This is a genomic window from Micromonospora sp. NPDC049903 (genome assembly GCF_044460945.1).
Lineage (GTDB): Bacteria > Actinomycetota > Actinomycetes > Mycobacteriales > Micromonosporaceae > Micromonospora.
Genome location: NZ_JBITKL010000007.1, coordinates 107,184 through 119,511, shown reverse-complemented (window position 1 = coordinate 119,511; position 12,328 = coordinate 107,184). Strand labels below are relative to the sequence as shown.

The window sequence follows — 12,328 nt, the reverse complement described above, 5'->3', positions numbered from 1 at the left end:
TGCAGGACCGGCACGTGATCCTGGTCGCCCGACGGAGGCGTATGCGGTACGAGCACGTCAGGCGGCGCCGCCGCCCGGCAACGACCGCTCGTAGGCGGCCCACGCCACGTGCGACTCGTGCAGGGTGACGGTGATCCCGGTCAGCCCGTGCGCGCCCGCGCCGAGCGCGCCGGAGGCCACCCCGTCGGCGAGCCGGTCGGCGATGGTCTTGGCCAGCACCTCGGTGGTGGTGTTCGTGCCGGCGAAGGCCGGCTCGTCGTCGAGGTTGCGGTAGTTCAGCTCGCCGAGTACGGCCTTGAGCTGCTCGGTGGCGAGTCCGATGTCGACCACGATGCCGTCGGCGTCGAGGTCGGGGCGGCGGAAGGTGGCGTCGACCACGAACGTCGCGCCGTGCAGCCGTTGGGCGGGGCCGAAGACCTCGCCCCGGAAACTGTGGGCGACCATGATGTGGTCACGGACGGTCACGCTGAACACGGTTCACTCCCCGTCGTAGGTGATGAGATGACAGAGCGCGGGCAGGCTGCCCTCGCTCAGGCGGTGCAGGACGTCGGGCAGTTCCGGGAACGGCGACCGACCGGTGATCAACGCGTCGAACGCCGGGTCGGCGAGCAGGTCGAGCGCGAGGGCCATCCGGTCGGCGTAGCTGCGGCTGCTGCGCCGGGCGGGGGCGACCATGCCGACCTGGCTGCTGCGGACGGTGAGTCGTCCCGAGTGGAACGCACCACCGAGCGAGAGCTGCACCTCGCGGTCGCCGTACCAGCTCAGTTCGAGCACCGTGCCCTCGGGCGCGAGCAGGTCCAGGCCGCGTTGCAGCCCGGCGGCGGTGGCGCTGGCGTGCACCACGAGGTCACGTCCCCCGGTGGCGGTCTCCGGCGTGGCGAAGTCCACACCCAGCGCGGCGGCCACGTCGGCGCGGCTCGGGTCGGTGTCGACGAGTTCCACCCGTACCCCGGGGAAACGGGCCAGCAGGGCGGTCACCGCGCAGCCGACCATCCCACCGCCGATCACGGTGACCCGGTCGCCGACCAGCGGCGGCGCGTCCCAGAGCGCGTTGACTGCGGTCTCCACGGTGCCGGCCAGCACCGCACGGGCCGCCGGCACGTCCGGCGGTACGACGGTGACCGCCCTGGCCGGCACGACGTACGCGCTCTGGTGCGGGTGCAGGCAGAACACCGTCCGTCCGCGCAGATTCTCCGGCCCCTGCTCGACGGTGCCGACGCTCAGGTAGCCGTACTTGACCGGGGCCGGGAAGTCGCCTTCCTGGAACGGGGCGCGCATGGTGTCGTACTGGCTCTCGGGTACCGCGCCGGTGAACACGAGCGTCTCGGTACCCCGGCTGACGCCCGAGAAAAGTGCCCGGACCAGCACCTCTTCCGGGCCGGGTGCCGGGAGCCCCACCGAGCGGATCTCACCCTGGCCTGGCAGGGTGAGCCAGAAGGCGCGAGCCGTTCGGGTCACCGAGTTCTCCTTTGCCTGGGTCCGGACCGAACCGATCCGTCATGTTTTCCGTACATCTCTGACAGGGGTCGTCGATCATAAACACGGAGGCACGGTGTCCACAGTTCGAACCGGTCCGCAAATCGGGCTGATCGTTCAGATCGTCCTGCTGGCGGGGCTCGCCGCGACCGTCGGTCTGGGGGTCGCCGGCTGGGTGGCCGGGCTCGCGTACGGCACGGTGACCTGCGCGGTTCTCGTCCATGGCCTGCGCCGATCCGGCTCGGACCGGCTCGGACCGGCCGACTGGGTGACCATGGGCCGGGGGCTGCTGGTCGGCGGGGTGACCGCGCTGATCGCCGACGCGCTGATCGCCGGCCGTCCGGCACCGGTGGTGGTGCTGGTCACGATGACCGTGGTGGCGCTGGCCCTGGACGCCGTCGACGGCAAGGTGGCCCGCCGCACCGGCACGGCCAGCGCGCTCGGCGCCCGCTTCGACATGGAGGTCGACTCGTTCCTGGTGCTGATGCTGAGCTTCTACGTCGTCCCGTCGGTCGGGGTGTGGGTGCTCGCCATCGGCCTGATGAGGTACGCCTTCCTGGTTGCGAGCTGGGCACTGCCCTGGATGGACCGGCAACTGCCGCCGCGGTACTGGCGTAAGGTGGTCGCCGCGGTCCAAGGGATCATGCTCGCCGTCGCCGCGTCCCAGGTGCTGCCCGGGCCGTTGACCACCCTCGTGCTGGTCGCGGCGCTCGGCATGCTGGTCGAGTCGTTCGGGCGGGACGTCGGGTGGCTGTGGCGGCAACGCGCGCCTCGGGTCGTACCCGCGGTGGTGGTCCTGCCGGCACCGGTCGTCGCCCGCCGGGTCGACCGGATCGAGGACCGCGACATGCCGCCCGCGCCTGTCCTGTCGCTGCGCTGACCCGGGAGAAGCAGTTGTCGATCTCCGACCCGGCCCCCACGCCGGGCACCGACCGCACCCGCACCACCGAGCCCACCGAGCGACCGGACGACACGACAGCGACCCCACCCGCGCCGGAGGTCGCCGGGACGGCCGGCGACTCCGCGGCGGTGAGCGGGTCCGGGACGGCAGCCGTCGTGCCCGAGAAGGCGGACGCCCCCGAGGCCGACGCCGGGGCGGAGACGGTCGACGGCCCGGCAGCGGCGCCCAGCCGGCGGCGGGCGGTGCTGGCCCGGGTGGTGACCGTGCTGGCCGCCGCGCTGGTGCTGGCCACGCTGACGCTGCCGAACCGGCCGTGGCAATTGGAGCCGGGCACGTTCCTGCGGATCCCGCTGGAGGCGCTGCTGCTGGCCGCGCTGCTGCTGGCGCTGCCCGGCCGACCCCGCCGGGTGGTGGCCGCCGTCTCCGGTGTGCTGCTCGGCCTCGTCGCCATGGTGAAGGTCGGTGACATCGGCTTCTACTCGTCGCTGGGGCGCCCCTTCGACCTGGTGCTGGACTGGTCCCTGCTCGGCCCGGCGTTCGCGTTCGTGGCCGAGTCGATCGGTCGGCCGGGTGCCATCGCGATCGCCGCCGGGGTCGGGCTGCTGCTGCTGGGCATCCCCGTGCTCACCGCGCTGTCCTCGGTCCGGCTGGCGGGGGTGCTGGCCCGTCACCGCACCGGCAGCACCCGGGCCGTCGTGTCGCTGGTCGTGGTCTGGGTGGTGCTCGCCGCCTTCGGGGCTCGGATCGTGCCGGGCGTGTACGTCGCCGATTCCAACGCGACCACCCTGGTCCAGGAGCACGCCGTCGAGGTGTACGCGCGGCTGCACGACCGGGCCGCGTTCACCGAAGAGATCAACGTGGACCCGTTCCGCGACCTGCCCGGCGACCAGCTGCTGACCGGGTTGCGCGGCAAGGACGTGCTGATCACCTTCGTGGAGAGCTACGGCCGGGACGCGGTCGCCGACCCCGACTTCGCCTCGATCCAACGGGTGCTCGACGAGGGGGCCGGGCGGCTGTCGGCGGCCGGCTACACGTCCCGCAGCGGCTTCCTCACCTCGCCGACCATCGGCGGGGCGAGCTGGCTGGCGCACGCCACCCTGCTCTCCGGACTCTGGATCGACAACAACCAGCGGCACCGCAACCTGCTCGCCACCGACCGGTTCACCCTGGGTGACGCGTTCCAGCGCGCGCAGTGGCGTACGGTCGGCGTGATGCCGGCGGTCAACCAGGCCTGGCCGGAGGGCGCGTTCTACGGGTACGAGAAGTTCTACGGCGGGCCCGACCTCGACTACCAGGGCCCGAAGTTCGCCTTCGCCCCGATGCCCGACCAGTTCGCCATCCACCAGTTCCACCAGCGGGAGATGACCACCCCCCGGGACCGTCCGGTGATGGCCGAGCTGGCGTTGGTCTCCAGCCACTCCCCCTGGACCAAGGTGCCGTCGGTGGTGGACTGGGACGACATCGACGACGGCGAGGTGTTCCAGCGGGGCATCATCGGCACCCCGGCCGCGCAGGCCCGCACCGGTTACCGGCACTCGATCAACTACACGCTGCGTACCCTGATCTCCTACCTGGAGCGGTACGGCAATGACGACACGGTGATGGTCATCGTCGGCGACCACCAGCCGGCGCCGGTGGTGACCGGGGAGAACCCCAGCCCGGACGTGCCGATCCACATCGTGGCCAAGGACCCGGCGGTGTTCGCGCAGATCGAGGACTGGAAGTGGCAGGAGGGCATGACCCCGGACGCCGACGCCCCGGTCTGGCGGATGGACACCTTCCGCGACCGGTTCCTGACCGCCTTCGGACCGGGCAACTCCCGCCCCCAGGCGCAGGGCCGCTGACCTGACCGGGTTCCCGCACCGGCCTTCGAGCGGCCGGTGCGGGAACGCGGATCAGCCGGGTTTGCGGGCGACCAGGACGTCGCGGACGATCGCCTGGTCGACCCGGTGGGACAGCGCCCGCCAGGGGCCCTCGTCGAGCACGTCGAGACCGGCTGCGGCCAGCCGCTCGGCGGCGGCCTCCCGCCGGGCCACGTTGGTGTTCCAGGAGATGCCGAGAGCGCCGCCGGGGCGCAGCAGCCGCGCCCAGCCGGGCACGGCGGCGGTGAGCAGCGCGAGCGGGTCGCGGGCCAGCCCGGTCTCGGCGGTACGGCTGCCATGCTGCACCCCGTACGGGGCGTCGGCCACCACCACGTCGACGCTCTCCGGGCGGAAGAACTCCCCGACCCGGGTGGTGTCGGCGCTGACCACGTCCACGGTCTGCACGTCGCCGGCCTTCTGCGCCTCCTTCGAGGCGGCCACCTCCACCCGCAGCCGTTTGCCGACCACCTTGCGTTCCCGGCGGACCGGCCCGGACTCCAGCACCCGGTGCTTGACCCGCTTGCGCTTGAGCCAGGTGCTGAGGAACGTCTGGTACGCCTCGAAGTCCTTGCTGTCGCGGTCCAGGCCGGCGGCGTCGAAGCCGTACATCATCGCCTGGTTGACCGTGGTGCCCCGGCCGCAGAGCGGGTCGAGCACCCGGAACCGCCGGGTGAGCAGGTCGTCGGCCCAGGTCGAGGCGAGCAGGGTGACGTTGAGCAGCAGCTTGGTGAACTGCTCGTTGGTCTTGCCCGGGTACTTCAGGATGGTGACCAGGTCGTCGTCGAAACGGTCCAGAGGCGTCAACGGCACCGGCCGCAGCAGGTCACCGACGAACCCGAACAACGCGTACGCGCTGGACAGGTTGGCCAGCAACGCGGCGTCCCGCTCGCTCAGCCCGCCCGCGACCTCGAAGGTGACGTACGGGACGCCGCCCACGGCGACCGTCTCCACCGCCCCGATCCGTCCACCGAGCACGCTGCCGCCGAAGATCTCCAGCTCGGCCCGCGTCAGCTCCACCGCCGCCCCCGAGTACACCCGGTTGCTCGACGGCAGGATCAACACCCCATAACGCTCCACAACCAGGCACTATCCCACGCCCGGCGCCCAGCCGACGCCACCCCCGGTCCCCCTACGCGATCATGGAGTTGTGGTACCACGGACGCCGCACCTCGCGGCCTTCCGGGCACCACAACTCCATGATCGCGGAACTCGTCAGACGGGCAGGCCGCCGACCTGGGTGTTGATCCAGGAGCGGATGGAGGGCAGGTCACCGTAGATGGAGGGGGCGGTGGCGCAGGTGGAGCTGCTGTTGCCGGCCCGACTGGTCGCGCCGATCACCTGCCACACGCCGTTGACCCGACGCACCTGCGGGCCGCCCGAGTCGCCGTAGCAGGCCCCGGCGTTGCCGTTGGTGTTGTTGGTGCAGATCTCGTACGGGCCGTTGATGCCGCTGCACCGGCTGTCGGCCACGATCGAGGTGTCCAGCTCGTTCGCCGTCACCGGCGCGGAGCCGCAGCCACGGGGTGCGCAGGTCTGGCCCCAGCCGATGATGCGGGTGGCGGTGCCGACCGCGCCGGAGGTGGACGGGATCACCGCCGGTGCGTAGCTGACCGAGCTGGCGAGCTGGAACAGCTTCACGTCGATGGTGGGGTGGTTGACGGCCCGGCTCACGCCGACCACGACGCCGCCGCTGCTGCGGTTGACGCTGCCCACCCGCACCGACGACGGGGTCGGGCAGTGCTTGGCGGTGACCACCCAGTTCGCCTTGATCAGCGTGCCGGTGCAGCCGGAGGTGTAGACCAGCCACGGGTAGTTCTCGGTGGCCGGCCGACCGCCGACCACGAACGTGCCGAAGTCCCCGTCCTCGGTCCAGGTGTACGACTGCGCCACGCCGGCCGTGCTGAGGCTGCCCGCGAAGAGCTGGTTGACCCGGCTGGCCTCGGCCGCGCTGGGGTTGGCGTTGGTGCAGGAGACCGGTGCGCTGCTGCCGGACATCAGGTCCGAACAGAGCCCGGTACGCCGGTCGGGCAGCCCGAGGATGTGGCCGAACTCGTGGGTGGCGATGCGGGTGCGGTTATAGCCCTGGTCGACGGCCTGCCACCCCATCCAGATCCGGCCGGAGCCCAGCCCGGTGACCTGTGCCCGGGGCCAGCCGGTGTCGACCAGGATGGTGACGTTGGCCGGCGTACCGGGGACCAGCCGGACGTTGCTGACCCGGCTGTTCCAGATCTGCGCAGCCTGGTCGAAGTTGGTCCGGAACTCGCCGGCCCGGCTGGCGTCGTAGTACACGGTCCGGGCCGCGGCGGCGCCGGTGGCGGTGACCACCTGCACGCCGGTCGCCGCCAGCACCGCCGCGAGCGCGGCGGTGGCCGCGCGCAGCAGTTGTCGTCGGATCATCAGGTACTCCCCTGCGGACTGCGCGGCGCGCCGATACGCCGCGATCGATGTGCGTGAATATTAATGGCCACCTCCCATCCGATGTCATCGCGAAAGCGTCATACCGCCCGGCAGCTGTTACCCGGGTGTTACGTAACAGTGAAAGCGCGGTGGCAGACCGTCACGACCGTGGACGCACGAGGTCAGGCCCGCGCCCCGACCGGCGCCGGGTGGACGGATGGGAGACGACGATGAGGATCAGAAGGACCCTGACCGCACTGGTCGTGGCGGTCGCCGCGCTGCTCGCCACCACCGCGACCGGTACGCCCGGCACGGCGGCGACCGGTGCGCCGTACTGCGGGATCACCTGGGGCAGCGGGGACCGGACCGCCGGCACGCTGAGCAGCGCCCCGCTGGTGGAGGTACGCACCGGCCGGCACGAGTGCCACGACCGGGTGGTGTTCGAGTTCGACGGCACGGTCAACGGCTACTCGGTCGGGTACGGCGAGACGTACACCGAGGGTGAGGGGCTGGCGCTGTCGCCGTACACGGCGGGTGGCGCCCTTCTGCGGGTGTCGCTGCGGGCGCCCGCGTACGACGAGGCGCACCTGGCCACGGTGCCGTACCGGGTCGGCGACCACGTCGCCACCGTGCTGCGCTACACCACGCTGCGGGATGTGGTCTTCGGCGGCAGCTTCGAGGGCTACACCACCTTCGCCGTCGGCGTACGCGCCCGACTGCCGTTCCGCGTCACCGTCCTCGCCGGCCCCGGCACGCACACCCGCATCGTGCTCGACGTCGCCCATCAGTGGCAGGAGTGACCCTCCGTGCCGGGCTGGATGTAAGGAGGGGTCCCCTACTATGCACCAGGCGATAGCAGGGGACCCCTCCTTACATCAGCGACGGGGCGGGATTACGCTGGGTGCATCATGGACGGCCACGTGCTGGTGGTCGAGGACGATGCCTCCATCCGGGAGGTCGCCGCCCTCGGACTACGCCGCGCCGGGTTCCGGGTGGAGACCGCCGTCGACGGGCGGCAGGGGCTGGCGGCCTGGCGGGCCGGGCCGGTGGACCTGATCGTGCTGGACGTGATGCTGCCGGGGTTGGACGGCCTCGAGGTGTGCCGTGAGGTCCGGCGGTCCAGTGCGGTGCCGATCCTCATGTTGACCGCCCGTACGGACACCATCGACGTGGTGGTCGGCCTGGAGTGCGGCGCCGACGACTACCTGCGCAAGCCCTTCGACCTGCCGGAACTGGTGGCCCGGGTGCGGTCGGTGCTGCGTCGCGCGGTCGCCCCGCCCGAGCCGGGGCCGCTGCGGGTGGGCGGTCTGGAGATCGATCCGGGCGCGTTCGTGGCCCGCCGGGACGGCGTCGACCTGCCGTTGACCATCACCGAGTTCCGTCTGCTGCTGGAGCTGGCCCGCCGCCCCGGGCAGGTCTTCACCCGTGAGCTGCTGCTCGACCGGGTCTGGGACCACCGCTACCTCGGCGACAGTCGTCTGGTCGACGTGGCCGTGCAGCGGCTCCGCGCCAAGATCGAACCCGATCCGGCCCACCCCCGGCTGATCCGGACCGTACGCGGCGCCGGCTATAAGTTCACCGCCGGCTGACCGGGCCACCGCGATGGGCACCGACAGCGTGCGCCCGGGCCGGCTCAGACGCCGGTTGACCATCGCGTTCGTGCTGGTCGCCGGGGTCTCCGCCGGAGTGCTCGCCGGTGGGTCGTACCTGCTGCTGCGGCAGGCCCGCTACGACGCCTCGCTGCACGCCGCCGCAGCCGACGCCCGCTACCGTCTGGTGCTCGCCGGTCAGTTCCTGCCGTTGACCGAGCCCCGCCGGGCCGAGTTGCTCACCAGCTTCGAGAGCAGCGGACGGCACGTGGTGCTCGTCGACGGCGACACCTGGCCGTCGCACCCGGCGTACGCGCCGCCGCTGGGCACGCGGCTGCGGGCCAGCGTGGCCGCCGGGCAGCTCGGCTACGAACGCCCCGCCGGACGCGACGAGCTGCTGGTGGTGGGTGGTCGGATCCCCGGTTCCACCGCCGAGCTGTACGTCGTCACCGGGGAGGCCGGTCTCGCCGCCGACCTGGACCAACTCCGCACCGCCCTGACGGCGGGCTGGGTGTCGGTGGTGCTGCTCGCCGCCGCCGTCGGTCACACGCTGGCGCGGCGCACCCTGGAGCCGGTGGGCCGCGCCGGCCGGGCCGCCCGGGCGATCACCGAGGGACTGCTGGCCACCCGGCTGCCGGTGCGGGGGCGCGACGAGTTCAGTGCCTGGGCGGTGGCGTTCAACGAGATGGCCGAGGCGCTGGAGGCGAGGATCGCCGACCTGCACCGGGCCCGGGAACGGGAGCGGCGGTTCACTGCCGACGTGGCGCACGAGCTGCGTACCCCGGTGACCGCCCTGGTGGCCGCGGCCTCGCTGCTGCGCGACCACCTCGACCACCTGCCCGGCGACGCCCGGCGCGCCGGTGAGCTGCTGGTCGGTGACGTGGTGCGGCTACGCCGGCTGGTCGAGGACCTGATGGAGATCTCCCGGCTGGACGCCGGCCAGGAGGTCGTCACCGTCACCGACGTCGACGCGTCGGCCCTGTTGCACGCGATCGTCAGGGATCGGGGCTGGCGGGGCCGGGTCGAGGTCGACGCGGATCCGGTCCGGGTCCACACCGACCCGCGCCGCCTGGAACGGGTGCTGGGCAACCTGGTCGCCAACGCGGTGCAGCACGGCGGCGGAGCGATCCGGGCCCGGGTGGTACGCGCCGGTGACCGGGTGCTGTTCGACGTCGACGACGAGGGGCCGGGCATCCCGGCCGTGCACCTGCCCCGACTGTTCGACCGGTTCCACAAGGTCGATCCGGCCCGCTCCGGCGGCGGCAGCGGACTCGGTCTGGCCATCGCCCGGGAGAACGCCCGGCTGCTCGGCGGCCGACTCACCGTGCACAGCGCCCCGGACAGCGGCACCCGCTTCCGCCTCGACCTGCCCGATCACGGCGAGGTGGCCGGGGAGTCGTCCGAGGGCGGTGCCGGGTGAGCCCGCGTCGGGACCGCGTGGCCGCAGCGACCGCCGCCCTGCTGCTCCTGACCGCCGAGTGCGCCGCCGGGTGCGCGCCGTCGCGATCCGGCTCGCTCGGCCCGGCCCCCACCGTCGCCTCGGCGGCGACCACCGGCGCGGCGAGCACCGGGCCGGCCACCACGGCCCCACCGGCGGAGACCACGCCGCCGACCGCCACCGGCCCCGGATCCGCGCCGCCGCGCGCCGGACCGTCGCCGACCGCCCGGCCCGCGACGCTCACCCTCCAGCTGTGGTACGTCCGGGACGGGCGACTCGCCCCGACCCGGCGTACCCTGCCCACCACCCCGGCCACCTCCCGCCTGGCACTGGCCGAACTGGCCGCCGGACCTACCCGGACGGAGGCCGACGCAGGTCTGGTCACGTTGCTTCCCGACGGGGCACAGGTGAGCCGGATCGCCGCCGGGACGGCCACGGTACGCCTGCCCGACGCGCCCGATCCGGCCACCGCACGGCTACGCGAGGCGCAGGTGGTCTACACGCTCACCCAGTTCGTCACCGTCCTGCGCGTCGACTTCGGCACCGCCGCACCGGCCGGCCGCGCCGAGTACGCCGACCTGCTGCCCCCGGTGGTGATCGCCGAACCGGTCATCGGCGCGCGGGTGAGCAGCCCGATCACCGTCTCCGGCAGCGCCGACGTGTTCGAGGCGACGGTCAACGTCCGGCTGCTCGACGCCGCCGGTCGCCCACTCGCCACCGGCTTCACCACCGCCACCTGCGGCACCGGCTGCCGGGGCGGCTACCGGCTCACCCTGTCCTACTTCTCGGCGCGGGAGCAGCCCGGCACCGTCGAGGCGTACGAGGTGTCCGCCGCCGACGGCTCACGGACGAAGCTGGTCGCCGTACCGGTGACGGTGGCCGCGACCCGGTGACCGTCAGTCGAGGAGCCCTTCGTGCAGGGCGCGCAGCACCGCGTTCGTCCGGTCCCTCGCACCGAGCTTGGTGAGGATGGTGGACACATGGTTCTTGACGGTCCCCTCCGCCAGGAACAGCACCTCGGCGATCTCCCGGTTGCTGTAGCCCTGCGCGACGAGCCGCAGCACCTCCTGCTCGCGTTCGGTGAGGCCGGGCACGGGTCCCGCGTGCGGCCCGGCCGGTGACGGCCCCGAACGGATCGCCCGCAGCATCCGGTCGGTGATCGACGGGGCGATCAGCGTCCCGCCGTCGGCGAGCGTGCGGATGGCCCGGGTGAGCTGGTCCAGCGTCACGTCCTTGAGCAGGTAGCCACGGGCGCCCGCGCGCAGCGCCGCCAACACCAGCTCGTCGTCGTCGAACGTGGTCAGCACCAGCACCGGGATCTCGACCTCGGCGGCGCGGAGTCGTTCCAGCGTCCAGATGCCGTCGAAGCGGGGCATCCGCAGGTCGAGCAGGATCACGTCCGGCGTGGTCTCGGCGACGACCGCCAGGGCCGCCCGCCCGTCGTCGGCCTCGCCGACCACGTCGATGTCGGCGACCTCCAGCAGCCCCCGGATGCCCTGCCGGATGAGCGTCTGGTCGTCGACCACCACCACCCGGGTCATGCCGCCGGCACCCGCGCGGTCACCCGGAACCCGGTCCGCCCGTCGACCGCGAGGTCGCCGCCGAGCGCCTGGAAGCGTTCGCGCAGCCCCCGCAGCCCGTTGCCGAGCACCAGGTCCGGTGCACCGCACCCGTCGTCGCGGGCCTCCAGCACGGTGCCCCGGGCGTCCGCGCTCACCGAGATCCACAACTCCCGCGCCCCGGCGTGCCGGATGGTGTTCGTGACGATCTCCTGGGTGGCCCGGACGAATGCCGCGCTCTTCTCCTCGTCCACCCGTACGGTCGGCGAGACGTCCACCGACACGTCGAGCCCCGGCAGGTCTCGGGCCATCCGCCGCAACGCCTGCTCCAGGTCGGGCGGCTCGGTGCGCAGCCGGCCGACGGTGGCGCGGACGTCGCCGAGCAGCTCGCGGGCGACCCGGTTGGCCCGTTCCACGTGGGTACGCGACGCCTCGCCGTCGAGGTGCCGGGCCGTCTCCAACTCCAGCGTCAGGACGGTCAACTGGTGACCGATCTGGTCGTGCAGCTCGCGGGAGATCCGCAGGCGTTCAGCCGTCCGGGCGGACTCGGAGAGCAGCACGCTCGCGGCCTGCAACTCCACGTGCGCCTCGGCCAGTTCGCGGCGCATCCGCTGCTCCCGGAGCAGGGTGCTGGAACTGAGCATGCTGGCCAACTGGATGAGCAGGTAGAAGCCGATCACCACGACCGCCTCCGGCGACCGGAACGCGACCGGCGGCAGGCTCACGGCGATCACCACGGTGTTGAGGGCGACGAGGACCAGCCCCACCCGCATCGGCGCGAGATACACACTGATCGCTGCGGTGAGCACCAGCAGCACCGGCAGCAGCCCGGTGTTGGGCAGTGCGAGGAGCACCGCCCAGGAGGCCAGCACGGCCACCGCGAACGACCCGGTCCGCAGCGGGCCGGCCTGCTCGACGGCGACCGAGGTGAGCAGCGCGACGAGGTAGAGGACGAACAGCGCGATCCACAGGACCAGGGGGATCTCGGTGCCGACGGCCCCGAACAGCACGGGCGCGGCGACGGCGATCGCGACCACGAGCATCGCGATGCCGGACCACTCCTCCGTCCCGACGCGTCGCACGCTCCCACTCTAGGTCGGCCCGCG

At 72.8% G+C, this 12,328-nt stretch carries 12 protein-coding genes; 6 read left to right on the top strand and 6 right to left on the bottom strand.

Annotation, left to right across the window (positions count from 1 at the left end; translation table 11 throughout):
* Positions 1-57 precede the first annotated feature (57 nt).
* Together ACIBO1_RS14380 and ACIBO1_RS14375 are read right to left on the bottom strand one after the other, a co-directional pair.
* Complete coding sequence (locus ACIBO1_RS14380) at positions 58-474, bottom strand: 6-pyruvoyl trahydropterin synthase family protein (RefSeq protein ID WP_396745776.1); 417 nt, start codon at positions 472-474, stop codon at positions 58-60.
* Positions 475-477: 3 nt separating this feature from the next.
* Positions 478-1,458 (bottom strand): zinc-binding alcohol dehydrogenase, encoded by a 981-nt coding sequence (locus ACIBO1_RS14375; RefSeq protein ID WP_396745773.1) that lies wholly within the window; start codon positions 1,456-1,458, stop codon positions 478-480.
* 94 nt (positions 1,459-1,552) lie between these two features.
* Between ACIBO1_RS14375 and ACIBO1_RS14370 the strand changes: the two genes are divergently transcribed.
* Positions 1,553-2,356: a CDP-alcohol phosphatidyltransferase family protein gene (locus tag ACIBO1_RS14370; RefSeq protein ID WP_396745770.1), complete on the top strand. Its 804-nt coding sequence runs from the start codon at positions 1,553-1,555 to the stop codon at positions 2,354-2,356.
* Between the two features lie 14 nt (positions 2,357-2,370).
* A complete protein-coding gene (locus ACIBO1_RS14365; RefSeq protein ID WP_396745767.1) occupies positions 2,371-4,221 on the top strand; it encodes a sulfatase-like hydrolase/transferase in 1,851 nt (616 codons plus the stop codon).
* Between the two features lie 51 nt (positions 4,222-4,272).
* Here ACIBO1_RS14365 and ACIBO1_RS14360 read toward each other — a convergent pair whose 3' ends face one another.
* Both ACIBO1_RS14360 and ACIBO1_RS14355 read right to left on the bottom strand, forming a co-directional pair.
* Complete coding sequence (locus ACIBO1_RS14360) at positions 4,273-5,301, bottom strand: TRM11 family SAM-dependent methyltransferase (protein WP_396745764.1); 1,029 nt, start codon at positions 5,299-5,301, stop codon at positions 4,273-4,275.
* A gap of 150 nt (positions 5,302-5,451) precedes the next feature.
* Positions 5,452-6,636, bottom strand: a complete 1,185-nt coding sequence (locus ACIBO1_RS14355; RefSeq protein ID WP_396745760.1) for a snapalysin family zinc-dependent metalloprotease — start codon at positions 6,634-6,636, stop codon at positions 5,452-5,454.
* A 230-nt stretch (positions 6,637-6,866) separates the two neighbouring features.
* Here ACIBO1_RS14355 and ACIBO1_RS14350 point away from each other — a divergent pair, with 230 nt between their 5' ends.
* The 4 genes from ACIBO1_RS14350 to ACIBO1_RS14335 all read left to right on the top strand — a co-directional run bounded on the left by ACIBO1_RS14350 (position 6,867) and on the right by ACIBO1_RS14335 (position 10,556).
* Positions 6,867-7,436 carry a hypothetical protein gene (locus ACIBO1_RS14350; RefSeq protein WP_396745757.1) on the top strand — a complete coding sequence of 190 codons (570 nt, stop codon included), beginning with the start codon at positions 6,867-6,869 and terminating at the stop codon, positions 7,434-7,436.
* 108 nt (positions 7,437-7,544) lie between these two features.
* Positions 7,545-8,225, top strand: a complete 681-nt coding sequence (locus ACIBO1_RS14345; protein ID WP_396745754.1) for a response regulator — start codon at positions 7,545-7,547, stop codon at positions 8,223-8,225.
* Positions 8,226-8,238: 13 nt separating this feature from the next.
* Complete coding sequence (locus ACIBO1_RS14340) at positions 8,239-9,645, top strand: ATP-binding protein (protein ID WP_396745751.1); 1,407 nt, start codon at positions 8,239-8,241, stop codon at positions 9,643-9,645.
* Positions 9,642-10,556, top strand: coding sequence for a Gmad2 immunoglobulin-like domain-containing protein (locus ACIBO1_RS14335; protein WP_396745748.1), 915 nt, complete (start codon positions 9,642-9,644; stop codon positions 10,554-10,556). The genes ACIBO1_RS14340 and ACIBO1_RS14335 overlap by 4 nt, the downstream gene beginning before the upstream one ends.
* 3 nt (positions 10,557-10,559) lie before the next feature.
* On the opposite strand, the gene ACIBO1_RS14330 is transcribed toward ACIBO1_RS14335, so the two are convergent.
* Positions 10,560-11,204 carry a response regulator gene (locus ACIBO1_RS14330; RefSeq protein ID WP_396745744.1) on the bottom strand — a complete coding sequence of 215 codons (645 nt, stop codon included), beginning with the start codon at positions 11,202-11,204 and terminating at the stop codon, positions 10,560-10,562.
* Entirely contained in the window at positions 11,201-12,304 is a 1,104-nt protein-coding gene (locus ACIBO1_RS14325; protein ID WP_396745741.1) for a sensor histidine kinase, read from the bottom strand. The genes ACIBO1_RS14330 and ACIBO1_RS14325 overlap by 4 nt, the downstream gene beginning before the upstream one ends.
* Between the last annotated feature and the right edge of the window lie 24 nt (positions 12,305-12,328).

Coding starts and splice junctions, on each gene's coding strand:
- ACIBO1_RS14355 (WP_396745760.1), bottom strand. CDS start 6,636: ATGATCCGACGACAACTGCTGCGCGCGGCCACCGCCGCGCTCGCGGCG.
- ACIBO1_RS14350 (WP_396745757.1), top strand. CDS start 6,867: ATGAGGATCAGAAGGACCCTGACCGCACTGGTCGTGGCGGTCGCCGCG.
- ACIBO1_RS14345 (WP_396745754.1), top strand. CDS start 7,545: ATGGACGGCCACGTGCTGGTGGTCGAGGACGATGCCTCCATCCGGGAG.
- ACIBO1_RS14340 (WP_396745751.1), top strand. CDS start 8,239: ATGGGCACCGACAGCGTGCGCCCGGGCCGGCTCAGACGCCGGTTGACC.
- ACIBO1_RS14330 (WP_396745744.1), bottom strand. CDS start 11,204: ATGACCCGGGTGGTGGTGGTCGACGACCAGACGCTCATCCGGCAGGGC.